Below are 24,260 nucleotides of genomic sequence, written 5' to 3' on the forward strand. Positions count from 1 at the left end.
AAAGGTTCCTTCGGGGTTGAGTGGATGTTCGATTCGATTCACAATTGCTTTCGGAGAGAATCTCCTTGGCATGGGCTGAATCATCGACCCCCGTTCATGCGTCATCGACGAAACTTTTCACAAGCAATGATCGAAGTTTTCGATCATTCTTTTCCACCGGAAACTGCCACGTGCTCAAGCTCAGCCTGGAAGCCATCGAGGTCGTCGACGCCATTGCGCGCCACGGCTCCTTCGCCGCCGCCGCCGCGCGCCTGAACAAGGTGCCCTCCACCATCTCGTACGCGGTGGGCAAGCTGGAGGAGCAGCTGGGCATGCTGCTGTTCGAGCGCAACGGCCCGCGCGTGACCCTCACCGGCGCCGGCGAGGAAATGCTCAAGGAGGGCCGCTGGCTGCTCAGCGCCGCGAGCGATCTCGAATCGCGCATGCGGCAGATCGCCACCGGCTACGAGTCGGAGCTGCGGCTGGTGCACGACTCGCTAATCCCGAGCGAGGCGCTCATCGACGACATCCGCGCCTTCGAGGACCTGCGCTGCGGCACCCGGCTGCGCGTGGGCTGCGAGGCGCTCACGGGCAGCTGGGAGGCGCTGCGCGAAGGCCGCGCCGACATCGTCATTGCCGCGGGCGAAGGCCCGGCCGGCGGCGGCTACCAGGCCGTGACCGTGGGCAGCCTGGAGTTCGCGTTCTGCGTGGCGCCCACGCATCCGCTCACGCGCCTGGGCCGGCCGCTGCAGCGCGGCGACCTGCTGGAATGCAACGCCATCGTGGTGGGCGACAGCGCGCGCACGCTGTCTGATCGCACGGTGGGCCTGCTCGCGGGCCAGCCGCGCATCACCGTGCCCTCGATGGCCGCGAAGATCGCCTGCCAGGTGGCCGGGCTGGGCCACGGCTTTCTGCCGCGCGCCTGCATCGCGGACGAACTCAAGCGTGGCACCCTGGTGGAACTGCCGACCGAAGAGCCGCGGCCGCCCGAGGCCTTCTGGCTCGCCTGGAAGACCAACGCCCAGGGCCAGGCGCTGCGCTGGTGGCGCGAGCGGATGAACCGCACGCTGGTGCCGGCGCTGCTGCCGCGCTCGCGCTGAACGGCCGCCCCGGCAGCACGCCGGGGAATTCTTCAGTCGGCAGTCGCGCCCGACTTCTTCACCAGCTCGGCCCAGCGCGGGATCTCGCGCGCCATGTGGTCGCGCAGTTCCTCGGGCGTGCTGCCGACGATCTCCATGGCCAGCTGGCCCGAGAGCTTGGCCTGCACGTCGGACTGCTTCAGCGCCTTGACGATCTCGGCATTCAAACGCTGCACGATGGGCCTGGGCGTGCCCCTGGGCGCATACACCGCCTGCCACGACGACATCTCGAAGCCCGGCACGCCCGACTCGATCATGGTCGGCAGTTCGGGCACCAGCGCGATGCGCTTGCCGGTGGTCACGGCCAGCAGCTTGAGCCGGCCGCTCTTGACGAGCGGCAGCGCGGCGGTCACCTGGTCGAACATGAAGGGCACCAGGCCCGACGCGACATCGGTCATGGCGGGCGGCGTGCCCTTGTACGGCACGTGCGTGAGCTTCACGCCGATCATGTCGGCGAACATCTCGCCCGCCAGGTGCGTCGAGGTGCCGGCGCCGGAGGACGCGAAGGTGCGCTTGGATTCGTCCTTCTTGAGCAGCGCGACGAGCTCGGCCACAGAGTTCACGCCCAGCTGGCTGTTGACGATCAGCACGTTGGGCAGCCGGCCGACCAGCGACACGGGCTCGAAGTCCTTCATCGGGTCGTAGGGCAGCTTCTTGTAGAGGCTGGCGTTGATGGCGTGCGTGCTGATGGTGCCGCCGAACAGCGTGTAGCCGTCGGGCGCGGCCTTGGCCACATAGGCCGCGCCGATGCCGCCGGCCTGACCCGGCTTGTTGTCCACCACCACCGACTGGTGAAGGCTCTCCTGCAGCTTGTTCGACAGGATGCGGCCCACGATGTCGGTGGAGCCGCCGGCCGTGAAGGGCACGACGTAGGTGATGGTCTTGGCGGCGGGCCATTCGGCCTGCGCGAGGGATGCGGCCGGTGCCAAGCTGAGTGCGGCGAACAGAAGGACCGCGGCGCGTTGGATGAAGGGCATGGTGTTGTCTCTCTTGTCGTTGGTCGTCGTCGGGAAAAAGCCGGCGTCAGCGCCCGCGGGCCTCGCGCCAGGCCGCGAACTCGGTGCGGCTTTGCTCGTCGGTCGGCGGATAGAGGCCGAGGATGGAGCGGCCCTCGAGCACCTTCTCCTGCACGAAGTCCTCGAAGACGGTCATCTCGGTGGCCTCGGCCGCGACCTCGTCGGCCATGGCCGCCGGAATCACGATGACGCCTTCGCCATCGCCCACCACCACGTCGCCGGGCCAGACGGCCACGTCGCCGCAGCCGATCGGCACGTTGATGTCGATCGCCTGGTGCAGGGTCAGGTTGGTCGGCGCGCTCGGGCGCTGGTGATAAGCCGGAAAGCCGAGCTTCGCGATGTCGGGGCTGTCGCGAAATCCGCCGTCGGTGACCACGCCGGCCACGCCGCGCTTCATGAGCCGGCTCACCAAAATGCCGCCGGCCGAGGCGGCGCGCGCGTCCTTGCGGCTGTCCATCAGCAGCACCGCACCCACCGGGCACTGCTCCACGGCCTGGCGCTGCGGATGGTTGCGGTCGTTGAACACGGTGATCGGATTCAGGTCCTCGCGCGCCGGCATGTAGCGCAGCGTGAAGGCCTCGCCGACCATGTTGGGCAGGCTCGGGTCGAGCGGATGCACGTCCTGGATGAACTGGTTGCGCAGTCCGCGCTTGAACAGCGCCGTGCACAGGGTGGCGGTGCTGACCTTCATCAGCTTCTCGCGGGTTGGGGGATTCACGTCGTCGGTCTCCGTTGGCTTGTGGGCTGGGTCGTTGATCGGGGAAGCGGTCTTCAGAAGATGTCCGGCTCGGGCACCGGGCGGCCGAACGCGGTTTCGAGGAAGTCGAAGTCGCAGCCCTCGTTGGCCTGCAGGATGTGGCGGCCGAACATCCAGCCGTAGCCGCGTTCGTAGCGCGCAGGCGGCGGTGTCCAGGCGGCGCGGCGGGCGGCGAGCTCCTCGTCGCTCACCTCGAGATGGATCGTGCGTGCGGGCACGTCCACCGTGATGCGGTCGCCCGTGCGCACCAATGCCAGCGGCCCGCCCACGGCCGCCTCGGGCGAGCAGTGCAGCAGGCAGCCGCCGTAGCTGGTGCCGCTCATGCGCGCATCCGACAGCCGCAGCATGTCCTTCACGCCCTGCCTGAGCAGCTTGGTCGGAATCGGCAGCATGCCCCACTCGGGCATGCCGGCGCCGCGCGGGCCGGCATTGCGCAGTACCAGGATGTCGTCGCCGGTCACGTCGAGCCCGGGATCGTCCACCGCCTTCTTGAGCGCCGGATAGTCGTCGAACACCAGCGCGCGCCCGGTGTGCTGCAGCAGGTGCGGCGCGCAGGCGCTGGGCTTGATCACCACGCCGTCGGGCGCGAGGTTGCCGCGCAGCACGGCCAGCGCGCCTTCGGCATAGATCGGGTTGTCGAGCCGGCGGATGACGTCGTCATTGAACACCTCGGCGCCCTCGATGTTCTGGCCGAGGGTGCGGCCGTTGACCGTGCGCGCCTCGGTCTTCAGGTGGCCGCGGATGCGCTCGAGCATCGCGGGCAGGCCGCCCGCATAGAAGAAGTCTTCCATCAGGTAGGTGTCGCCGCTCGGCCGGATGTTGGCAACCACCGGCACCCGGCGGCTCGCCGCATCGAAGTCGTCCAGCGTGACCGGATGGCCGGCGCGGCGCGACATGGCGATCAGGTGGACGATGGCGTTGGTGCTGCATCCCATGGCCATCGCGCAGGCGATGCCGTTCTCGAAATTCGCGCGCGTGAGCATGCGGGCGGGCGTCAGGTCGTCCCACACCATCTCGACGATGCGGCGGCCGCATTCGGCGCTCATGCGCACGTGGTTGGCGTCGGCCGCCGGAATGCTCGAGGCGCCCGGCAGCGTGAAGCCCACGGCCTCGGCGATGCCCATCATGGTGGCGGCGGTGCCCATGGTCATGCAGGTGCCGTGGCTGCGCGCGATGCCCGCTTCCATCTCCTGCCAGGCCTGGTCGCTCAGCTGGCCGGCGCGGCGCTGGTCCCAGTACTTGAAGGCGTCCGAGCCCGAGCCCAGCACCTGTCCGCGCCAGTTGCCGCGCAGCATGGGACCGGCCGGAAGATAGATGAACGGCAGGCCCATGCTCAGCGCGCCCATCGTGAGGCCCGGCGTGGTCTTGTCGCAGCCGCCCATCAGCACCGCGCCGTCCACCGGATGGCTGCGCAGCAGCTCTTCCGTCTCCATCGCGAGGAAGTTCCGGTAGAGCATGGTGGTCGGCTTGACCATGCTCTCGGACAGCGAGATGGCCGGCAGCTCGAGCGGAAAGCCGCCCGCCTGGAAGATGCCGCGCTTGACGTCGTCCACGCGCTGCTTGAAGTGCGAATGGCACTGGTTGGCGTCGCTCCAGGTGTTGACGATGGCGATGATCGGCTTGCCCACCCAGTCGGCGGGCGCATAGCCCATCTGCATCACCCGCGAGCGATGGCCGAAGGAGCGGAAGTCGTCGGGCGCGAACCAGCGGGCGCTGCGCAGGGTGTCGTAGGAACGTGGCATCGGGGGCAGAACGGTATTCTTCGTGGGATCCGCTACATTAAAACACTAATATATCACTCGGTCAAAGCGAAAATTCAAGCGAATGACAGCCCTCCCCCGGATCCGACTCGACCGCACACGCCTTGCAGCGCCCCAGGTGCTCGAAAAGCTGCGCGACGCCATCCTTTCCCTCGAACTGGTGCCCGGCACCGTGCTGGTCCGCCAGGAGCTGGCCGACCGCTTCGGCGTGAGCCAGACGCCGGTGCGCGAAGCCCTGCTGCGCCTTGCCGAGGAAGGCCTGGTGGATGTGTTCCCGCAGCACGCCACGCTGGTGAGCCGCATCGACGTCGACGCCGCGAGGCAGGCGCACTTTTTGCGCCGCTCGATCGAGCTCGAGATCGTGCACCAGCTGGCCGAAGAGGCGCCGCCCGAGCTGGTGTCCCAGCTGCAGGCCCAGGTCGCGCTGCAGGCCACGCTGGCGGCGGCGCGGCAGTACGGCGACTTCGTCGGCGCCGACCGCAAGTTCCATCACCTGATGTATGAAGCCGCGGGCGTGCCGAGCCTGTGGGACATGGTGTCCCGCGTCTCGGGCCACGTGGACCGCCTGCGCCGCCTGCACCTGCCCACGGCCGGCAAGACCGAGGCGATCCTGCGCGACCACCGCGCCATCGTGCGCGCCATTGCCAGGCGCGACAGCGCCGCAGCGCAGAAGGCGCTGCGCGAGCACCTTTCCGGCACGCTGAGCTCGCTGCCGGAGATCTGCGCGCGGCATCCGGATTTCATTGCGGGGAAATAGCGCTGCCAACGGGCCTCTTCGATTCATCGGCTGCCGATCCCGTGCCGCTGAAATCTTCCGCCGTGAGAATCGCCCAATCACGGAACGCCTGAACCACGGGGGAGTCCCGCTTGTGCTCCGGATAGACCAGGCAATACCGCTTCTCGTGCTTGAGGCTCACGTCGAATGGAATGGCCAGCGCACCGCGCTCGACGTCCTCTTGAACGTAGAAGCGGGGAACGAGGCCGACGCCAAGCCCTGCGCGCGCCGCGTCGATGACCATCGCATAGAGCTCGAAGCGCATCGCCGGGGCAGGAATGGCCTCCTTGCATCCGGCGGTCTCGAACCAGCGCTGCCACGCCTCCGGTCGGGCGCGTTTGTGAAGCAACGGCAGTGACATCAACGCGGAGGGCCCCTTGATCTTGAGCAGGTCGAAGTGACGTGGACTTGCCACGGGAACCACTTCCTCCTCGAAGAGATGTACTTTTTCGACGCCGTCCCAGACCGGATCGTCGAAATGAAGCGCGGCATCGAGGTTGGTGCCACGAAAAGTGAACGGATCTGCGCGCTCGGACAGATTGACCGTGATGCCCGGATTCTTGCTCAGGAAATCATTCAGCCTTGGCAATAGCCAACGGCTCGCAAACGTGGGAATGACCGCAAGTTCGAGCACGCCCCCCTTCCCCTTGGACTCCATCAGGGATTTGGTGTGCATCTCGATTTCGTCGAGATTGCCGCGGATGTTGCGGCTGTACAGCCTTCCCGCATCGGTGAGGACGACCTGCTTCTTGACTCGGCTGAAGAGCCTGACGCCGAGAAACCGCTCCAGCACGGCAATCTGGCGGCTCACGGCGCTTTCGGTGAGATACATCTCGGCAGCAGCGCGTGCAAAGCTCTCGTGCCGCGCGGCTGCCTCGAAGAGCGACAAGGCGACGGTGCTGGGTATTTTTCGCTTCATGGGTGGTCCGGGCCGTTTGGTCGGCACCCTATTCTTGACCATGACCATTCGCCCACCACCTGTCGTTCACCCGAGGACGCGACCGACGCCAGGCGCGTCTATTCCTCGACCTGAATGTTGGCAGCCTTGACCACCGCGCCCCAGCGCGCGTTCTCCGCGCGCACGAAGGTGCCGAAATCGCGCGGCTCGATGTTCGAAGGCGTGTACCCGATCTCGGCCATGCGCGCGCGCACCACAGCGTCCTGGACCACCTTGTTGACGTGTGCCTGGAGGACCTCGATGGCCGCCTGCGGCGTATTGGGCGGCGCGAGCACGCCGAACCAGGTGTCCGAATCGACACCGTAGCCTTGCTCCTTGAGCGTTGGAACATCGCCGATGGCCGGAAACCGCTCAGGCGATCCGAGTGCGATGAGCTTGAGCTTGGACTTGCTCGCCACGGCCAGCGGGGTCGGCACAAAGCCATACTCGACATCGCCGGCCATGACGGCAGCCAGCACCGGTGCCGCACCTGCGTACGGAATCGGAAGGGCCTTGGTTCCCTCCGCTTTCGACCGCAAGAGCTCCATACCCATCTGGGACATGCTGCCAGGCCCCCAGTGGCCGTAAGTGATCTCCTTGGACCTGGCCTGCGCGACGAATTCGGCTGCACTCTTCGTACCGCTGGATTCCTTGGATGCGAGAACAAAGCCCATTCTCGCCACGAGTGCGACGGGGGTAAAACCGTTGGGGTCGTACTTCACCGCCTTCTTGTAGATGTGCGGGGAAACGGAAATGAAGTCCGCGGCAGCGAACAAGAGCGTGGTGCCATTCGCCGGTGCGCCGTAGACATGGTTGGCCCCGAGAATGCCATTCACGCCCGGCCTGTTTTCGACAATGAGCGGCTGCCCCAGCGCATTGCCGATGTGGCTGGCCACGATGCGAGCGAGCACATCCGTTCCTCCTCCCGGCGCGTAGGGAACCACCAGCCGTACAGGTCCGGGTGGTGTCCACGCCGGCGTGGCCGCGAGGCTCCACGGAACCACGCAGGCCAGAGCAACGGTCGCGAGCAGGCGTCGTCCCAGGCGAACAGATTGCGCTCGGTGACCCGGAGTCCGGGAATGTGCAGTTGAGATAGCGGCTGATGTCATGTTGTCTCCTTGTTGATTTGAAAGGCGCACCGAAGCGGCCCGCTCACCGCATGTGCGTTCCGATTCAGGTTCCTCGACTTCCGGCACGGCCCGGCACCGGGTCATGCGTACCGGGTCGTGGGTTTCAGGGTGGCCTGCCCGGGCTGTGCATGCCCGGCCGCTTGTTCCCCGGCGATCTTTCCGAACACCGCGCCTCGAAGCACCGAAGTGGCGCCTGTGTAGACCTGGTAATAGAGCCCGGCCGCCTCTCCCACGGCGTAGAGGCCGGGAATGGCCCGGCCGTCGTTATCGACCACCTGCGCCTGCTTGTTCGTCTTCACCCCGCCATAGGTGAAGCAGATGCCCGACATGACGGGATAGGCGCAGAACGGCCCGCGGTCAATGGGCCGCGACCAATTCGACTTCTGCGGTTCGATTCCCTCGGTCGCAAGGCCGTCCGTACTCAGAGGCGAGAACTGTCCTCGCCGGCAAGCGCCGTTGAATGACTCGACGGTCTGGAGCAGGCCCGCTTCGGAGATACCGCAGGCCCGCGCCAGTTCCGCCAGCGTCGCTGCCTCGATTGGTGGCTGGTCGGTGCGAATGCCCTTCTTCCAATTGGGCACGTCGTCGATCCGCTGGTCATAGATCATGTATGCGAGGCCATCGGGCTGGCTCTTGATGGCGCGGGCGATGTGGTCGTAATGGACATCGACTGGCCCTGGCGCCTCGTCGACGAACCGGCGCCCCTCCTTGTTGACGAGAAGGCCGTAGGAAAAGCTCATCACCAAGGGTTCGACCTGGCCCGAGCGCGGGTCCATCGGCTCGGCGTGGTAGGACCCGAAGTCTCCCGCCGGCGCACCGCCCGCATCCAGCGCCATGCGAATGCCTTCGCCCTTGTTGTAGTAGCCGCCGCGCGCCACCGGCCGAAGGAATCGCGCCTCCGGGCCGATGTAGCGGGTGAGCATTTCGGGATTGCCCTCGAACCCGCCGGTGCCCAGCACCACGGCCTTGGCCCTGATCCGCCTCATCCGGCCGTCGGGGCCGAAGGTCTGCACGGCGACGTTTCCGTTGCCGTCGTCACGCTCCAACGCCTGCGCAGTGGTCTCGTAGCGGATCTCGGCACCGAGGCGCACAGCCTCGTCGCGCAGCGCCTCGATCATCACCAGGCCGCCGCCTACCGGCATGAGGCGAGGCGCCGCTGCGGTCACGAAGTAGGTCGGCAGCGCCGCGAAGCGGATGCCGAATGTCTTCAACCACTGGACGGTCGGACCCGCCTGCGCCGCGAGCGTCGAGATCAGTTCGGGATCCGGCATGCCATGCGCCTTGACGTATGCGGGCCAGTCTTCGTAGGCAGCCGCGGCGCTCTGGACGATGCTCGGATCGATGTGATGGCCCGCATTGGCCACCAGCAGTTCCTCGAAGTCGTCGCTGACCTGGGTTTCGTCCTTCATTCGAAAGTAGGACTCGGTCCAGCGCGTGTTGCCGCCGAATTCATCGCTCGTTGCTCGCTCAAGAACGATCACTCTTGCACCGGCCGCAGCCGCGGAAACCGCCGCGCTGAGGCCGGATATGCCGCAGCCGATCACCAGAACGTCGCACGCCCTGAGCGCTGTATCGTCTTGTCTCATGTCTCCACCTCTTGTAGTTGTCAGTCAATGAAGGACTGTTTCAGTACTTCCGGATGAACGGATCCGGCATGTCGAGGTCGGTCGAAATCCAGACGCTCTTGACCTCGAGAAATTCCTTCACGGCTTCGACACCGCCCTCGCGGCCCAGGCCGCTGTCCTTGTAGCCGCCGAACGGCGTGGTGAAGCTCGTCGAGCGGTAGTTGTTGATCCACACGGTGCCGGCCTTCAGGCGCTCCGACATGTGCATGGCTCGATGCAGGCTTTTCGTCCACACGCCAGCGGCCAGGCCAAAGCGGATGTCGTTGCCGATCTGGATGGCTTCTTCCTCGTCCTTGAACTTCAGCACCGACAGCACCGGGCCGAAAACTTCTTCCTGCGCAATGCGCATCCCGTTGTCGACACCGGTGAAGATCGTCGGCTCCACGAACTGGCCGACGCCGAAACCCGGTCCGCTGCGCACATTGCCGCCGAGCACGCATCTCGCGCCCTCGGCTTTCGCAACCTCGATGTAACTCACCACCTTGTCGAACTGCGGCCTGGTGGCCACGGGGCCGACCTGAACGCCAGGCAGCGCCGGGTCGCCCAGCTTGGCCTTGGACGCGATGGCAATCAGGCGCTCGACGAACTCGTCATGAATACTGTCCTGCAGAAGGAGGCGCGAGCCGGCCATGCAGGTTTGTCCGCCAGCAGAAAAGATGCCTGTGATGACGCCATTGGCCGCCCGGGCAAGGTCCGCATCGTCGAAAACGATGTTGGGCGACTTGCCTCCCAGTTCCAGGGTGACACGCTTGAAGTGCTTCGCCGCAGCGGCACTCACGCGCCGGCCGCCCTCGTCACCACCGGTAAATGCGATGCAGGCAACGTCGGGATGCTCAACGAGCGGCTCGCCCACGTCTTTTCCGTACCCGGTGACGACGTTGAATACACCGGGCGGGAAGCCGGCCTCTGCAAACAATCCGGCAAGCACCAGCAACGACACAGACGTGTGTTCGGACGGCTTGGCAACCACGACGTTGCCGGCGGCGAGTGCTGGCGCCACCTTCCATGCCGTCAGCAGCAGCGACGAGTTCCAGGGCGTGATGGTTCCGACCACGCCGACGGGTTCATAGCGCGTGTAGTTGAAGACCTTGGGCTTGTCCATGGGGATGACGGCCCCCTGGATCTTGTCGGCGAGGCCGCCGTAGTAGTAGAAGTACTTGGCCATGTAGGAAACCTGGCCGCGCACTTCGGTGCGAAGTTTCCCGTTGTCGCGCGCCTCCACCTCCGTCAGCTGGTCCACATTTGCATCGATGAGTTCGCCCAGCTTGTGCAGGAGCATGCCGCGCTGGGTCGCCGACATCGTGTGCCAAGGACCTTCCATGGCGGCCTTGGCGGCCGCGACTGCACGATCGACGTCCTGGCCATTTCCCCTGGGAATCCTGGCCCACGGCTCGCCGGAAAACGGGTCGAGAGAATCGAACCATTCCCCCGAGGCCGGGGCCTTCCATTCATTGCCGATGAAGAGTTTGTATTGCTGCATAGTGCGCTCCGTTTGTCTCTGACTGATGGGCACCTTGGTTCCATGCGACAGCGCTTCTTGCGTTCGCTTCAGGGCCTTGGCTGCAGTCAGTTTCGGGCTTCGCGCAGGAGCGCACAAACGATTAGTCGTGGTCTTCTCGTGACGTTTTGGAATCCATCCGGAACGTCACCCCGCAGGCGTTTGCCCGAGCCTTTCAGCGCAAGCGAGCCGAATCCGGGAACACGCGCTCGCTCAGAAAATCGATGAACGCCCGCAGCTTGGGCGCGGGATGGCGGCTCGCCGGCCACAGCACGCGGAAGGTTCCGGCACGTTTCACATGCCTGGGCAGCACAGCCTTCAGATGGCCCGCCGCGAGTGCGTCGCGGATGGAGAAATCCGGCAGGCACGCTATGCCCAGCCCCTGCAGCGCAAAGCACACCCGCGTTTCGATGTTGTTGCAAATCATCGAAGTCGGCAGTTGCAACTCGGGCTTGCCCGCGCCCATGCGCAGCGGCCATGCCTCGAGCTTGCCGGTGTTCGGAAACCGGTAGTGCAGGCACGCGTGGCCGGCCAGGTCGGCCGGCCGCCTGGGGATGCCGTGCCTCGCCAGATAGTCGGGCGAAGCCACGAGCAGCATCTGGTAGGTGCCCAGCTTTCGCGCCGACAGGCGCGAGTCGGCCGGCTCGCCGGTGCGCACGACCGCATCGAACCCTTCCTCGATCACGTCCACCATGCGGTCGGTGAAATCCAGGTCGAGTTCGATTTCGGGATATTGCCGCATGAATTCGCCAAGCACCGGCAGCATCAGCGAGCTGACGAGCGGCAGGCTGACGCGCAGGCGCCCGCGCGGCGCGGCCGTGGCTTGCGACAGTTCCAGTTCCGCCGCCTCGATCTCGGCCAGGATGCGCCGGCTGCGCTCGAGGAAGAGCCCGCCTTCGGCCGTCAGCGTGATGCTGCGCGTGCTGCGATGGAACAGCCGCACGCCAAGCTTTTCTTCCAGCCGCGCAACGCTCTTTCCCACGGCAGAGGCCGACACGCCCAGCAAGCGGCCCGCTGCCACGAAGCTGCGCGTCTCGGCGACTTGCACGAACACGGTGAATACGCTCAGGCTGTCCATCCATTGGCCTTTTTATTACGGACATTTATTTCCGCATACCAAGGAACTCTAGACTACTTTTTCTTTAGTCGCAGGCTTCCTATCGTTCGTGGCTGATCCATGAATGAAGGAAATCCCATGTCAGCCCGCCCGTCCTCGTTGCGCATCGACGATCCGTCCGCGCACTTTTCGGCACATGTCGATGCCGCTGTCGACCAGGCCCTGGAGGACCGGCGGCTGGTCGGCGCCGTGGTGCTCGTCGCCCGAAATGGGGAGCTGGTCCATCGCCGCACCGCCGGCAGCGCCGACCGCGAGGCAGGCCGGCCGATGACCGAGGACGCGCTGTTCCGGCTGGCTTCGGTGAGCAAGCCGATCGTCTCCACTGCGGCCATGGTGCTCGTGGCGCAGGGCCGGCTCGGCCTGGACGAAGGCATCGAGCGCTGGTTGCCCGAGTTCCGGCCGCGCTTGAACGGTGGAGCCGCACCGGCGATCACGGCGCGGCAGCTCCTGAGCCACACCGCCGGCCTCGGCTACCGCTTCTTCGAGCCCGATGACCGCGGCCCCTACGCCCTGGCCGGTGTCTCCGACGGCATGGACCGGGCCGGCATCACGCTGACGGAAAACCTGCGGCGGCTGTCGAGCGCGCCGCTGCTGTATGCGCCGGGCAGCGCCTGGGGCTATTCGCTCGCCACGGATGTATTGGGCGCCGTGGTCGAGCGGGTCTGTGGCCTGCCATTGGCCGAGGCCGTGCAATTGCTCGTGACGGGGCCGCTGGGCATGAGGGACACTGCGTTCATGGCCCGCGATGCCAGCCGGCTCGCGGCCGCCTACGTCAATGACACGCCCGGGCCGCGCCGCATGCGTGACCTGGACGTGGTTGCCGCGTTCGAGGGAACGATCGGCATCCGCTATGCCCCGGCGCGCGCCCTCGACCCCGATGCGTTTGCCTCCGGCGGTGCCGGCATGGTGGGCACCGCGGGTGATTTCATGCGCCTGCTGGAAGCGCTGCGGCGAAGCGGCAGCCCGCTGCTGCCCTCCGCGCTGGTGGAGGAAATGGGCCGGGACCAGACCGGCGGGCTGGCATTGCCGAGCGCGCCCGGATTCGGTTTCGGCCTCGGGTTCTCGGTGCTGCGAGACCCGGCCGCAGCCGCGTCGCCGGAGTCGCCGGGGACGTGGCGCTGGGGCGGTGCGTACGGCCACTCGTGGTTCGTCGATCACGCGCTCGGGTTGAGCGTGGTGGCTTTCACCAACACGCTGTACGAAGGCATGTCGGGCCGCTTCGTTACCGACCTGCGCGATGCGGTCTACGCCGCCGCCGCGGAGTCCCGTACATGAACGCCGGGCGCACCCTCTTGTTCATCGCGCTGGGACTGTTCGGCCTCTACAGCGTGGAGTTCGGCGTGGTCGGCATCCTGCCGGCCATCATCGCGCGCTACGGCGTCGGCGTTGCGCAGGCGGGGTGGCTCGTGGGCCTGTTCGCCTTGATCGTGGCGGCCTGCGGACCCTTCATGGTGCTGTGGCTGTCGCGCTTCGGCCACCGCAAGGTGCTGGTGAAATCGCTGCTGGTCTTCAGCCTGTGCAGCCTGCTGTCCGGCTGGGCGCCAAGCTTCGGCGTGCTCATGGCGCTGCGGGTGCCGTCGGCCTTGCTGCATCCCGTGTTCTTTGCGCTGGCCTTTGCGGCGGCGGTGTCGCTGTATTCCTCCGAGCGGGCGACCCACGCGACGGCCATGGCTTTCGTCGGCACCAGCATGGGCCTGGTCCTGGGTGTGCCGCTGACCACCTGGGTCGAGGCGAGGGTGTCGTACGAGGCGTCATTCATGTTCTGCGCAGCAGTCAACCTGGTAGCGGCGCTGGGCTTGTGGGCGATGCTGCCGGCGGGCCCGACGGCGCGGCCGTCCTCGCACGGCCAGCCGCTGGCGATCCTGCGCAAGCCGGCCGTGTGGCTGGCACTGGCGACGACGGTGTGCGTGTTTGCCGCGATGTTCTCGGTGTACAGCTATGCTGCCGAATACCTCGCGCGCGAGACCGGCCTGGACGGCGAGACGATCAGCATGCTGCTGGTGGTGTTTGGCGTGGGCGGCGTCCTGGGCAACCTGTTGGCGGGGCGCTGGCTCGGACGCAGCCGCGCGCTCACGGTACTGCTGTACCCGGTCATGCTGGCGGGCGCCTACGGCGTGCTGCATGCGTTCGCATCCGCATCGTTCGCGGTGCTGCTGCCGGTGTGCCTGCTGTGGGGCGCCGCACACACCAGCGGTCTGATCGTGAGCCAGGTCTGGCTGACGTCGGCGGCACCGGAGGCGCCGGAGTTCGCCACCAGCCTGTACATCTCGGCAGCCAACCTGGGCGTGGTGCTCGGCTCGGCGCTGGGCGGTGCGCTGATCACGTTCGCGGGCATGCGCGGCGCGCTGTGGAGCGGCTGGCTGTTCGCGATGATGGCCATTGTGTTCGTGACGTTGGCGATCCAGCTGCGCGGCAAGACAAGCCACCCGCAGCACATCGACGCCACGCCAAAGAAGGCCTGAGCCGGATACGAGGCCTGACCGCCACAGCGGGGGGCATCTCCAGGCCGAGCGGCGCTCTCTTTTTCCTTTGCCTTCATGCGTCGGCCGCATTCGCGCCGCCGGGCATTTCGCACGGCCTGGCCACCGCCACGAACGCATCGACCAGCGGCGTGCGCCTCGCGAAGGCCAGCGCAAGCTGGTAGCCCACCGGCGTTCCCTTGCCGGCAAGCGGGCGGAATGCGACACCCGCGCGTCCCGCCGCCGCCAGGGCCGGGGCGACCAGCGCAACGCCGACGCCGCCGGCCACCAGCGCCGCAATGGTTTCCATCTGGATGGCTTCCTGCGCCACGCGCGGCGCGAACCCGGCGCTTCGGCAGGCCGCCACGATGCGGTCGTGCAGGCCCGGTCCCGCGCTCCTCGGAAAAAGGATCCACGGCTCCTGCGCCAGATCCGGCAGCTCGACCTCGGCTTGCGCAGCCAGCGGATGGCCTTCGGGTAGCGCCGCGACCAGCGCCTCTTCGCGCAGTGCGGCCAGTTCCAGATCGCCTGCCCCGGCACAGGGCAGAACGACGAGGCCGATGTCGGCCTGCCCGTCCTGCAGCGCCGCCAGCTGCTCGGCGGTGGTCGCCTCGCGCAGCACGAGATCGACCTCGCCATGCGCGTCCGAGAACGCGCGCAGGATCGCAGGCAGCACGCCGTGCGCCGCGCTCGCGACGAAGCTGATGCGCAGCGAGCCGACCAGCCCGCCCGCTGCGCGCCGCGTCAGCTGCAATGCGCGTTCCGCCTGCCGCAAGGTGCGCCGGGCTTCCTCGAGCAGCACCTGCCCCGAAGGCGTGAGCCGCTCGACCCGGTTGCTCCGCTCCAGAAGCACCGTTCCCAGTTCTTCCTCCATGTGGCGGATCGCCGCGGTCAGCGGCGGCTGCGCCATGTGCAGGCGTTCGGCCGCCTTGCGGAAGCTCAGTTCCTCCGCGACAGCGACGAACTGCCGCAATTGACGCAGGTCGATCATGCGATACGTCCGGTGGATCACTCGTTCACGAAGATGGTATTGGAAATATCGCGCGGGTAGCGGGAACATGGCCACTGTTCATCGCAAGGAGAGTCGAATGCTGCAGTTTCGCAAACCCGTTCTCGCGGCCGCCCAGGCCGCGGCCATCCTGCTCGGCGCGGCCGAAGCTGTGGGCGCCACGCCGGTCCGCACCGACTTCCATGTGCAGGCCGCCGACGGCCTGGCCATCCGCGTGCGCGAAGTCGTTGCCGCAAAGAAAGAAGAAGAACGCTCGACGGCGCAGCCACTGGTCCTCGTCCATGGCGCCCGCGTGCCGGGCATCGCATCCTTCGATCTCGACGTGCCCCACGGCTCGCTGGCTGCGGACCTGGCGTCGGCCCTGGGCACGGCCGTGTATGTCATGGATGCGCGAGGCTATGGCGGGTCCGGCCGGCCCGCCGCAATGGAGCGGCCGCCCGGCGAAAGCCGTCCGCAGTCGCGCGCGAACGAGGTGGTGCGCGACATCGATGCCGTGGTGCGGGAGGTGTCGCGCCGGCATGCGAACGCGCAGGTGAACCTGCTCGGCTGGGCCACGGGCGGCATGTGGGCCGCCTATTACGCATCGCTCTGGCCGGAGCGGGTCGCACGCCTGGCCACGCTCAACGCGCTGTACGGCGGCGCGTCCACGCATGCGACGCTCGGACCGGGCTCGCCCAACTCGGACCCGGCGCACCCCGAGCGGCTGCGGCCGACCACGGGCGGCTATGCGCGGTACGACAGCGCCTCGCTGCTGCCTTCGTGGGACCGCTCGATCCCTTCGGACGACAAGGCCGCCTGGCGCGCCCCCGAGATCGCCAGGGCCTACGCCGACGCCGCACTGCGCAGCGATCCCCAATCCGGCCGCCAGACCCCGCCCGCCTTCCGCGCGCCGCTCGGCGCCATCGAGGACAGCTTCTACCAGGCCGGGGGACGGCGTCTTTTCGACGCGTCCTTCATCACGGCGCCGGTGCTGGTCGTCCGCTCGGAGCGCGACTTCTGGAGCCGCCCGGAAGACGCCGAGGCCTTCGCGCGCGACGCCGTCCGCGCCGCGAGTGTCCGCATCGTCACGATCCCCGGGGCCACGCACTATGTGCATCTCGACCGGCCCGAGCGCGGCCGCGAGCGGTTGATGGGCGAGCTCGCGGGGTTTCTCCGCGGCACGAGCGCCACTGCTTCGAGCGGAAGCTGATGCTTCGGGGCAACAGCTCGGGCGCCGGGATCGACAAGTTCGCGGCCTTCGGCCTCACGGCAGTCGATGCCGAGCGCATGGAAGCGCCGCTCATCGGCGAATGCCGCGCGAGCTTCGAATGCCGCGTTCACGACCGCAGCCTGGTCGGCAAGTACGACTTCTTCATCCTCGAGGCGGTGAAGGCCCACGCCGCCGAATCGCCCCGGCATCCGAAGACGATCCATTACGCCGGTGAAGGCGTTTTTCTCGAATCGGGAAAGGCCTTCAGCCGGCGATCCTTGTTCAGGAACGCGCTGCCTTGAATCGCTGCGCCGGCGCCCGCGGCGGGTTCTCGCGTTGCCTAGCCACGAGGCGAGCCGCCGGGCAGCAGCACGATCTTGCCGACCGCGCTTCCGCTGTCGAGCGCCTCGTGCGCGCGGCGCGAATCCGCGAGCGCGAAGCAGGTGGCCGGGGGCGCATGCACGCGTTCCTCGGCCATGAGCGCGATCGCGGCCTCCATGAAGCCGCGCCGCTGCGCGGCGTCGGCGTCGATGGCGTGGATCGAAAACGTGCGCACGGCCAGGCTCCTGCCCAGCAGCCGCCGAAGCTCCCCGAACACATCGCCGGTCGGCGGGCCGTTGACGATGTTGTAGGAGACCGCCATGCCGAACGGCGCGAGGGCACGCAGGCAGGCGATGAAGAGATCGCCGCCCAGGTGGTCGAAGGCCAGGTCCACGCCGCGCCCGCCAGTGAGCTGCATGACCTTCTCTGTCAGGCCTTGCGGGTCGCTCTCGATCACCTCGTGCGCGCCGTTGGCCCGTGCGAATTCCCGCTTCTGCGGCGTGGACGCGGTCCCGATCACGCGCAGGCCGCGGTCGCGCGCCACCTGCACCAGCGCCGTGGCCACGCCGCCGGCTGCGCCGGGAATCAGGATCGACCGGGCCGGCAGGTTGCCGTTGCTCGACAGCATGGCAAGCGCCAACTGGAAATTGCCGAGGCTCACGGCATCCTCGAAGCGGATCGCATCGGGGAGCACGAAGGGCGCGGCCTCGGGCACGCAGATGGACTCGGCATAGCAGCCGCCGCGCTGCGCGAGCTCGCGCGCGCTCACGAACACGCGCTGGCCGACCTGCAGGGAGGTGACGCCAGGGCCGACGGCATCGACGATGCCGGCCATCTCGTTGCCGGGAATCGCCGGCATGGGCGGCATCCACTTGTAGGTGCCATTGCGGATCAGCACGTCGGGGCCGCCGGCGCCGATGGCCATGGCCTTGACCCGCACTTCCCCCGCGCGCGGCTGCGGCAGCGGCAGCTCCACCAGTTGCAGCACCTCGGGCCCGCCCGGTGCCTGCAGCTGGATCGCCTTCATCGTGGGGCGCGACATCAGCGCTGCCCGTCGTGCACGGACACCTTGTCCTTGGTGAGCCCGCCCAGGCGCGCATGCACCCGCCCTCCCGTGCCCATCACGAGCGCGAAAAGGATCTCGTTCGGCCGCGGCGCATCCTGGATGCCGATCTCCATCGAGTTGTAGTGGCTGCGCACGTACGCGGCATGGATGTAGTGCAGCGGCACCATCAGCCGGTAGCCGGTGGCGGCCACCGCCTTGGCCGACGGCACGATCGCCTTCGGCTCGCCGAGCACCTCGCGCATGGCCCAGCCGCCGGCCTCGTGCCAGACGGCGCCGTGCTCCAGCTCGCCGTTCACGCCGACGATCGCGGCCTTGCTGTAGACCTCGACCTTGTCGCGCCCGAGCGTCTCGACCAGCTCGGTGGCCAGCAGCGTGCCGAGTGCGCGCAGCTCGGCCATGAAGGGCATCAGGTCCGGCTCGTACCCTCCTGCGTAAGGGTTGCGGATAACCGCGCAGGCGGCCGCAAGCCTGAGCGGCGTGACGGCCGCCGGACCGCCCTCGTGATAAATGGTTTCGATGGAAAGGCTGCGCTTGCGGATGTCGATCAGGGACATGGAATGAACCTCATTGCTTGGGAATGTGTGCGTCGTTCACCACGGCGGTCCACCGCTTGAGCTCGGCGGCCACCATGGCGGTCATTTCTTCGGGTGTGCTGCCGCGCGCCTCGCCGCCCATCTCTTCGAGCCGCGCACGCACGCCCGGCACCTGCAGGGCCTTGAGCGTCTCGGCACGCAGGCGGTCGACGATGAGGCGCGGCGTGCCCGCGGGCGCCATGAAACCGGCCCAGGAGCGCACGTCGTAGCCGGGCACGCCCTGCTCCGCCACGGTCGGCAAGTCGGGCATCTGGCTCCATCGCTGCGCGCCGGTGGTCGCCAGCGCCCTGAGCTTGCCGGCCTTGATGTTGGAAAGCACCGCTGTGGGCGGCGCGATGATCATCGGCACTTCGCCGCCGAGCAGCGCCGCGACCGAGGCCGCATCTCCGCGGTAGGGAATGTGCAGCATCTCGACGTTGGCGCTCTTCACCAGCAGCTCGCCGGCGAGGTGGTGCGTGGAGCCGATACCCGCCGATCCGTACGACACGCCGCGCGCGTCGGCGCGTGCCGCGGCGAGCATCTCGCCCAGCCCGCGGTAGGGCGAATCGGCCCGTACCACCAGCAGGAACGGAAAGTAGGTGATCGTCGAGACCATCTGGAAGTCCGACACCGTCTGGTAGTTGAGCTTGTTGTAGAGCGCACCGGCCACCGCATGGCCGCCCGTGGCCAGCAGCAGCGTGTAGCCGTCGGCCTTGGCGCGTGCCACCGTGCCCGAGGCAATGGTGCCGCCCGCACCGGTCTGGGCCTCGACCACGAAGGGCTGGCCGAGTCCCTTGGCCATTTCGGTGCTGACCACGCGTGCGATGGTATCGGCGTTGCCGCCGGCCGCAAAGCCCTGGTAGATCTTGATCGGCCTGTCCGGGAAGCCCTGGGCCAGGCCGTGGAGGGGTGCCGCGCAGGCCAGGGCCAGGCCTGCGGCGACGAGCAATCGTCTGTGCCACATGGTTTGTCTCCAATGTTGTGGAATGAAGGCCGCGGCTTGTGCCGCCGCGGTCCGGGTTCGGGGCTCAGTCCTGCTGGACGATGGGATTGCGCAGCACGCCGATGCCTTCGATCTCGACCTCGCACACGTCGCCCGGCTTCATGAAGCGCGGCGGCTTCTTGCTCCAGCCCACGCCGGCCGGCGTGCCGGTGGCGATGACGTCGCCGGGCGCGAGCGTGAAGATGGTCGACGAGTAGCTGATGAGCTTCGGAATGCTGAAGATCATGTGGCCCGTGTGGCTGCTCTGCACCACTTCGCCGTTGAGCCGGGTCTCGAGCTTGAGCGCGCGGCCGGGCGCGATCTCGTCGGCCGTCACCATCCAGGGGCCGAAGCCGCCAGTCGACTCGAAGTTCTTGCCCGAGGCGATCTGCTTGGCATGGAACTGCCACTCGCGCACGCTGCCGTCGTTGTAGCAGGCGTAGCCCGCCACGTGGTCGAAGGCATCCGCCTCGGCGATGTTGCGCCCACCCTTGCCGATGATGACGGCGAGCTCGCCTTCCCAGTCGAGCGATTCCGACACGCGGGGCCGCACGATCGGCTGGTTGTGCGCGCACTGCGAACGCCACACGCGCAGGAAGATCGGCGGCTGCTCGGAGAGCTCGCGCTGCATGCCGGCGGCCAGCACCTCCTGGTGGTGGTCCATGTAGTTGCGCACCGCGCACACGATCTTCTCGGATCTGGGGATCGGTGGCAGGTAGGTGATGTCTGCCAGCTTGGCCGCGATGGGCAGTCCTTCGACATGCTGCGCCGCCTGCAGGTACTCGCCCGAGGCGATGTAGTCGACCAGGCCCGCATGCTGCGGTCGCGCCTTGCCGAGATCGACCACGCCGTCGCCGACAACGGCGCCCCAGGTTTCGCGGCCTTGATGGACAAATGACAAAAGCTTCATGGGAACTCCGGTTGAATGTGCGGGTGGGTGAAAGGCGGGTGCGTCAGGGCGCGGCCGGCGAGTGCGACTCGAACTGCGCCTGCCACTGCGCGAGCGGCATGAAGCTCGGGTCCCTGCGGCAGGCCTCTTCGGTCTCGCGCATGAGCGTTTCGTCGTCCTTGGTGAGGTCGAGCGGATCGCCATGCGGCTGCGCGATGTAGAACGGCGTGTCGACGTAGATCTCCACCGTGTTGCCTTCCGGGTCCAGCATGTAGACCGACAGCGCATTGCCGTGGTTCAGGCCGCGGACATTGGTGGCGCCCCGGGCCTCGGCGCGCGCCGAGATGTCGCGCAGGTGCTGGATGCTCGGCACCACGAACGAGATCTGCATCACGGTGCTGAACGTCGCCTCCGCCGGCCGGCCCGAGGCCAGCACGAGCTGGTGGTGCTGGTCCGGGCTGGCGCTGGTGAACACCAGCTGGTTCCTGAAGGTTCGGCCCTCGCCGCGGTCGGTGACCGTGAGGTCGAAGGTCTCGGTATAGAAGGCCACCATCCGCTCCAGGTCGGTGACGAAGATGCCGAAATGCGAAGGCGTGGGTCGTGCGACCTTGAGCATGCTGTCTGTCTCCGGTGGCGGGACCTGCGCCCCTAGGATTGCGCGGCCTGGGCAGCCTTGAGTGCGGCGATCACGTTGCGCTGTGTGCTCAGGATGTGCTCTTCGAGCAGCGCGCAGGCCGTTTCCGCATCGCGGCGCAAGGCGGCGTCCATGATCTTCTTGTGCTCGCTCGACTTGCGGCGCGCGGTCTTCCGGTGGCGCGCGGAGAACCGCCGGTAGCGCTCGGCCTGGTCGAACAGGCTCGCGCCCCAGACGCGTTGGCGCAGCGACGGGCAGGCGGCCAGCAGCGAGAGGTGGAAGGTGCGGTGCAGCTGCGACCACTCTCCATCGAGAATGACTGGCCCGTCGCTCAGGCGCGACTCGACCTTCTCCAGCCGATGGAAGGCGGCGAGTACCGAGGCCTCCCATGCGTCGTCGCCGTGGCCGATGGATTCGCGCAGCGCGGGCACGTCCAGCATGACGCGCATGCGCGTGATGTCGGCCAGGTCCTCTTCGGAGATCGGCGCCACGCGAAAACCCCGGCGCTCATCGGCGCGCACGAGCCCTTCCTGGGCCAGGCGGCTGAGCGCCTCGCGCAGCGGGCTGCTCGAATAGCCATAGGCGGCCTGCAGTTCGTCGAGCTTGAGCTTGGCGCCGGCTTCGAAGGTGCCGGCCAGGACGTCCTGCCGCAAACGGGTGAATGCCTGCTCAGCCAGTGGCGGCTCGTTGGCAGTAACTTCAGGTTTGTGCATGGAGTAGATTTTATGCATAAACTCTGAATTTTGGAAATAAGGGATCACCATGACACGCAGCACCTCGATCACCGGCATCCGCCTGCTCGGCATTTCCGGGAGCATCCGGCGCGACTCTCACTGCACTGCGGTGCTGCGCAGCCTGCAGCCGTTGCTGCCTGCGTCGGCAACCATCGAACTCTTTGCGCTGAACGATATTCCGCTCTACAACGCCGACCTGGACGGCGATGCGCCGCCCGCGGCCGTGGCCCGGCTCAAGGCAGCGATTGCAGAGGCTGACGGCCTGGTCCTGTGTTCGCCGGAATACAACTACGGCATGCCCGGCGTGCTGAAGAATGCGATCGATTGGGCATCGCGGCCCGGCTTCGCCTCTCCGCTCAAGGGCAAGCCGGTCCTGATCGCGACCGCCTCGCCGGGCACCGCGGGCGGCGTGCGTGCGCAGGCGCAGATCCGCGACGCCCTGGCCGCCACGCTGGCGCGGCCCGTGGTGCGGCAGCACGTCGCGATCGCGAATGTCGCCACGCGCATCCGCGAGGGACGACTGGTCGACGAATCCACGCTCGACTTCCTGCGAGTGGCGCTCGCCGATCTGCTCCGGGAAATTGAATTGTTGGACGGCGCCGCGTCCCGCTAGACGGCCCGTCTCGGAGCTACTTGCGCACCTTGTCGATCTCCGACATCAGCTCTGTGACCGTGGCCTCGCCCACCGATGCGGATACTTGTCGATCACCGGCTTCACCTTGGCGCGCAGCTTCGCCATTTCTTCCGGCGGCAGTTCCGAGACGGTCATGCCGGCTTTCCTGAGCGCCTCGAGCGCGCTGTCGGCGGCGCTGCGCGAGGCCGCGCGCTGGAACACGGTCGAATCCCTGGCGGCCTCGGTGAGGATCTGCCGCTCGTCGGCGCTCATGCCGTCCCAGGTCTTCTTGCTGACCAGGAGCGCCTGCGGGTTGTAGACGTGCCGCGTCTGGGTGATGTGCTTCTGCACCTCGGCGAACTTGGAGGCAAGGATGGTGGTGTTCGGGTTCTCCTGCCCGTCGACCGCCTTCTGGTCGAGCGCCGGATAGAGCTCGGGGAACGGCAGCGGCGTGGCGTTGGCGCCCAGCGCGCCGAACAGGTCGATGTAGATCGGCGATTGAATGACGCGGATCTTCAGCCCCGCAATGTCGTCCGCCTTCGCGACCGGCCGCTTGCTGTTGGTGAGATTGCGAAAGCCCAGGTCCCAGTAGCCAAGGCCGTGCAGGCCCTTGTCATCGAGCCTGGCCATCAGCTTCTGGCCGAAGGGGCCGTCGGTGACCGCATCGGCCTCCTTGCCGCTGTTGAAGAGGAACGGAAAGTCGAAGACCGCGAACTCCTTGACCTGCGCCGAAAGGATGCCGGCGTTGAGCACCGTGAGCTCGACCGTTCCGCCCTGCAGCGCGGACACGGTCTGCAGGTCGCCGCCGAGCGTGCCGCCAGGAAACAGCTTCACCGTGATCTTGCCGCCGGACTTGGCCGCGACGATGTCGGCGAATTTCTGCGCGCCCTGCGCCTGCGGATGGCCGGTCTGGTTCTGGAACGCGAACTTGAGCGTGCGTTCCTTGACCTGCGCTGCCGCACCGGCTGTGGCCAGCGCGGCAGCAGCCCCCACGGCGGCCAGCAGCAGTCTTGTTTTCATCGAGTGCTTCTTCATGGCGAATGTCTCCTTGATGCCAGACAACCTATGCTTTCTTCTTGAACAGCGCCGAGGCCCCGCTGGCACGGGCCACGTCTTCCGCAGTCCGCAGAAGCAACGGCCCCAGCGCCTCCATCCGCTGCGGCGTCAACCGGACCAGGGGCCCCGCAATGGTGACGACTCCTATCACCGCGCTGTGCATGCCGAATACCGGCGCGGCCATGGCCGTCATTCCTGGGGCGAAGACCTCGTTGATCATGCTGAAGCCACGCTGGCGCGCCGACTTCACATAGGCCATCACGGCCTTGATGGAGGTCGGCGCCCTGGGACCGTAGTCTTCCGGTTGTCCCAATCCTTTTTTCGCCACCAGCGCAATGGCGTCTTCCTCGCTCATCGTCGACAGCCACGCGTGCCCGGCCGCGCTGCATGAAAGCGCGACCGACAGCCCCATGTCCGGGTCGTAGCGCAGTCCATGGGTGGCGCCCTGCGCCTTGGCGACGAAGGTCAGGTCATCGCCATCGACCACCGCCAGCCGTACCAGTTCGCCCGAAGCTGCCGCAAGCTGGTCCAGCAAGGGCTGGGCGATGTCCACGATGCCGGAACGACTCAGGAACGACAAGCCGAGCGAGACCAGCTTGATGGTCAGCACATAGTGGCCATCGCGCAGGTCCTGCCGCACGTAGCCGCAGCGGATCAACTCCGCCAGCAGGCGGTGCGATGCACTCAAGGGGATCTGCAATTCGGCCGCCAAGGTCGACAGCGCACAGCCCTCAGGACGATCCGCCAGGTATTCCAGCACCTTGAAGCTGCGCTCCAGTATCCCGCTCATTTCGCTCTCCGAATTCGTTTCACAGACGCAGGCGATCATGCCCGGGCCAGGTGCAACTCAGGGGAAGGGATTTCCATAGTGGAAATTCTTTCCAAGAAATTTATGATCGCCGCCGACCCGGCTTTCCCTACTTTTTTCCTGAGGACGACTCGTGAAATTTCTTCGTACGCTTGCCCTGGCCAGCTTTTGCGTCTGCATTGCCTCCCCCTCCTG

At 67.2% G+C, this 24,260-nt stretch carries 23 protein-coding genes and 1 pseudogene; 7 read left to right on the forward strand and 17 right to left on the reverse strand.

Going from position 1 to position 24,260, the window contains the following annotated elements; genetic code table 11:
• Positions 1 to 170 precede the first annotated feature (170 nt).
• Positions 171 to 1,079, forward strand: coding sequence for a LysR family transcriptional regulator (locus EJO66_RS31150; protein ID WP_125967102.1), 909 nt, complete (start codon positions 171 to 173; stop codon positions 1,077 to 1,079).
• A gap of 32 nt (positions 1,080 to 1,111) precedes the next feature.
• Here the strand turns inward: EJO66_RS31150 and EJO66_RS31155 are convergent, their stop codons facing one another.
• The 3 genes from EJO66_RS31155 to araD are packed head-to-tail and all read right to left on the reverse strand — an operon-like array spanning position 1,112 to position 4,633.
• On the reverse strand, positions 1,112 to 2,095 hold the full coding sequence (locus EJO66_RS31155) for a Bug family tripartite tricarboxylate transporter substrate binding protein (protein ID WP_125967103.1): 984 nt from the start codon (positions 2,093 to 2,095) through the stop codon (positions 1,112 to 1,114).
• Between the two features lie 46 nt (positions 2,096 to 2,141).
• Positions 2,142 to 2,852 (reverse strand): ribonuclease activity regulator RraA, encoded by a 711-nt coding sequence (locus tag EJO66_RS31160; protein ID WP_125967104.1) that lies wholly within the window; start codon positions 2,850 to 2,852, stop codon positions 2,142 to 2,144.
• A gap of 53 nt (positions 2,853 to 2,905) precedes the next feature.
• Positions 2,906 to 4,633, reverse strand: coding sequence for an L-arabinonate dehydratase (gene araD, locus EJO66_RS31165; RefSeq protein ID WP_125967105.1), 1,728 nt, complete (start codon positions 4,631 to 4,633; stop codon positions 2,906 to 2,908).
• A gap of 82 nt (positions 4,634 to 4,715) precedes the next feature.
• Here araD and EJO66_RS31170 point away from each other — a divergent pair, with 82 nt between their 5' ends.
• The gene (locus EJO66_RS31170) at positions 4,716 to 5,408 is read left to right on the forward strand and encodes a GntR family transcriptional regulator (protein WP_125967106.1); all 693 of its coding nucleotides are present in this window, start codon (positions 4,716 to 4,718) and stop codon (positions 5,406 to 5,408) included.
• On the opposite strand, the gene EJO66_RS31175 is transcribed toward EJO66_RS31170, so the two are convergent.
• The 5 genes from EJO66_RS31175 to EJO66_RS31195 all read right to left on the reverse strand — a co-directional run bounded on the left by EJO66_RS31175 (position 5,392) and on the right by EJO66_RS31195 (position 11,694).
• Positions 5,392 to 6,345, reverse strand: a complete 954-nt coding sequence (locus EJO66_RS31175; RefSeq protein ID WP_125967107.1) for a LysR family transcriptional regulator — start codon at positions 6,343 to 6,345, stop codon at positions 5,392 to 5,394. The two genes, EJO66_RS31170 and EJO66_RS31175, sit on opposite strands and share 17 nt — an antisense overlap.
• A gap of 98 nt (positions 6,346 to 6,443) precedes the next feature.
• Positions 6,444 to 7,274: a Bug family tripartite tricarboxylate transporter substrate binding protein gene (locus EJO66_RS31180; protein ID WP_164547960.1), complete on the reverse strand. Its 831-nt coding sequence runs from the start codon at positions 7,272 to 7,274 to the stop codon at positions 6,444 to 6,446.
• Positions 7,275 to 7,573: 299 nt separating this feature from the next.
• Positions 7,574 to 9,079 carry an FAD-dependent tricarballylate dehydrogenase TcuA gene (gene tcuA / locus EJO66_RS31185; RefSeq protein ID WP_125967109.1) on the reverse strand — a complete coding sequence of 502 codons (1,506 nt, stop codon included), beginning with the start codon at positions 9,077 to 9,079 and terminating at the stop codon, positions 7,574 to 7,576.
• A 40-nt stretch (positions 9,080 to 9,119) separates the two neighbouring features.
• A complete protein-coding gene (locus EJO66_RS31190) occupies positions 9,120 to 10,598 on the reverse strand; it encodes an aldehyde dehydrogenase (protein WP_125967110.1) in 1,479 nt (492 codons plus the stop codon).
• 193 nt (positions 10,599 to 10,791) lie between these two features.
• The gene (locus EJO66_RS31195; RefSeq protein WP_125967111.1) at positions 10,792 to 11,694 is read right to left on the reverse strand and encodes a LysR family transcriptional regulator; all 903 of its coding nucleotides are present in this window, start codon (positions 11,692 to 11,694) and stop codon (positions 10,792 to 10,794) included.
• Between the two features lie 117 nt (positions 11,695 to 11,811).
• Between EJO66_RS31195 and EJO66_RS31200 the strand changes: the two genes are divergently transcribed.
• Positions 11,812 to 13,008: a serine hydrolase domain-containing protein gene (locus EJO66_RS31200; RefSeq protein ID WP_125967112.1), complete on the forward strand. Its 1,197-nt coding sequence runs from the start codon at positions 11,812 to 11,814 to the stop codon at positions 13,006 to 13,008.
• Positions 13,005 to 14,195 carry an MFS transporter gene (locus tag EJO66_RS31205; protein WP_125967113.1) on the forward strand — a complete coding sequence of 397 codons (1,191 nt, stop codon included), beginning with the start codon at positions 13,005 to 13,007 and terminating at the stop codon, positions 14,193 to 14,195. Before EJO66_RS31200 ends, EJO66_RS31205 begins: the two co-directional genes overlap by 4 nt.
• A gap of 73 nt (positions 14,196 to 14,268) precedes the next feature.
• Here the strand turns inward: EJO66_RS31205 and EJO66_RS31210 are convergent, their stop codons facing one another.
• The gene (locus EJO66_RS31210; protein WP_125967114.1) at positions 14,269 to 15,183 is read right to left on the reverse strand and encodes a LysR family transcriptional regulator; all 915 of its coding nucleotides are present in this window, start codon (positions 15,181 to 15,183) and stop codon (positions 14,269 to 14,271) included.
• A gap of 97 nt (positions 15,184 to 15,280) precedes the next feature.
• On the opposite strand from EJO66_RS31210, the gene EJO66_RS31215 reads away from it, so the two are divergent.
• Together EJO66_RS31215 and EJO66_RS31220 are read left to right on the forward strand one after the other, a co-directional pair.
• Positions 15,281 to 16,390 carry an alpha/beta fold hydrolase gene (locus EJO66_RS31215; protein WP_125967115.1) on the forward strand — a complete coding sequence of 370 codons (1,110 nt, stop codon included), beginning with the start codon at positions 15,281 to 15,283 and terminating at the stop codon, positions 16,388 to 16,390.
• On the forward strand, positions 16,390 to 16,692 hold the full coding sequence (locus EJO66_RS31220; RefSeq protein ID WP_240648928.1) for a flavin reductase family protein: 303 nt from the start codon (positions 16,390 to 16,392) through the stop codon (positions 16,690 to 16,692). The genes EJO66_RS31215 and EJO66_RS31220 overlap by 1 nt, the downstream gene beginning before the upstream one ends.
• A 38-nt stretch (positions 16,693 to 16,730) precedes the next feature.
• Here the strand turns inward: EJO66_RS31220 and EJO66_RS31225 are convergent, their stop codons facing one another.
• The 6 genes from EJO66_RS31225 to EJO66_RS31250 form a co-directional block, all read right to left on the reverse strand.
• Entirely contained in the window at positions 16,731 to 17,753 is a 1,023-nt protein-coding gene (locus tag EJO66_RS31225; protein ID WP_125967116.1) for a zinc-dependent alcohol dehydrogenase family protein, read from the reverse strand.
• Positions 17,753 to 18,331, reverse strand: a complete 579-nt coding sequence (locus EJO66_RS31230) for an amino acid synthesis family protein (RefSeq protein ID WP_125967117.1) — start codon at positions 18,329 to 18,331, stop codon at positions 17,753 to 17,755. The genes EJO66_RS31225 and EJO66_RS31230 overlap by 1 nt, the downstream gene beginning before the upstream one ends.
• Before the next feature lie 10 nt (positions 18,332 to 18,341).
• Complete coding sequence (locus EJO66_RS31235; RefSeq protein ID WP_125967118.1) at positions 18,342 to 19,313, reverse strand: tripartite tricarboxylate transporter substrate binding protein; 972 nt, start codon at positions 19,311 to 19,313, stop codon at positions 18,342 to 18,344.
• Positions 19,314 to 19,377: 64 nt separating this feature from the next.
• A complete protein-coding gene (locus EJO66_RS31240) occupies positions 19,378 to 20,241 on the reverse strand; it encodes a fumarylacetoacetate hydrolase family protein (RefSeq protein WP_125967119.1) in 864 nt (287 codons plus the stop codon).
• Positions 20,242 to 20,284: 43 nt separating this feature from the next.
• The gene (locus EJO66_RS31245) at positions 20,285 to 20,836 is read right to left on the reverse strand and encodes a VOC family protein (protein WP_125967120.1); all 552 of its coding nucleotides are present in this window, start codon (positions 20,834 to 20,836) and stop codon (positions 20,285 to 20,287) included.
• 32 nt (positions 20,837 to 20,868) lie between these two features.
• Positions 20,869 to 21,585 carry a GntR family transcriptional regulator gene (locus EJO66_RS31250; protein WP_125967123.1) on the reverse strand — a complete coding sequence of 239 codons (717 nt, stop codon included), beginning with the start codon at positions 21,583 to 21,585 and terminating at the stop codon, positions 20,869 to 20,871.
• Between the two features lie 31 nt (positions 21,586 to 21,616).
• Here EJO66_RS31250 and EJO66_RS31255 point away from each other — a divergent pair, with 31 nt between their 5' ends.
• On the forward strand, positions 21,617 to 22,201 hold the full coding sequence (locus EJO66_RS31255) for an NADPH-dependent FMN reductase (RefSeq protein ID WP_125967121.1): 585 nt from the start codon (positions 21,617 to 21,619) through the stop codon (positions 22,199 to 22,201).
• A gap of 16 nt (positions 22,202 to 22,217) precedes the next feature.
• Here the strand turns inward: EJO66_RS31255 and EJO66_RS31260 are convergent.
• A pseudogene (locus tag EJO66_RS31260) lies at positions 22,218 to 23,236 on the reverse strand (TRAP transporter substrate-binding protein).
• Positions 23,237 to 23,264: 28 nt separating this feature from the next.
• A complete protein-coding gene (locus EJO66_RS31265; RefSeq protein WP_125967122.1) occupies positions 23,265 to 24,047 on the reverse strand; it encodes an IclR family transcriptional regulator in 783 nt (260 codons plus the stop codon).
• Positions 24,048 to 24,260 lie beyond the last annotated feature (213 nt).

The organism is Variovorax beijingensis, assembly GCF_003951285.1.
In the GTDB taxonomy this organism is placed as follows: domain Bacteria; phylum Pseudomonadota; class Gammaproteobacteria; order Burkholderiales; family Burkholderiaceae_C; genus Variovorax; species Variovorax beijingensis.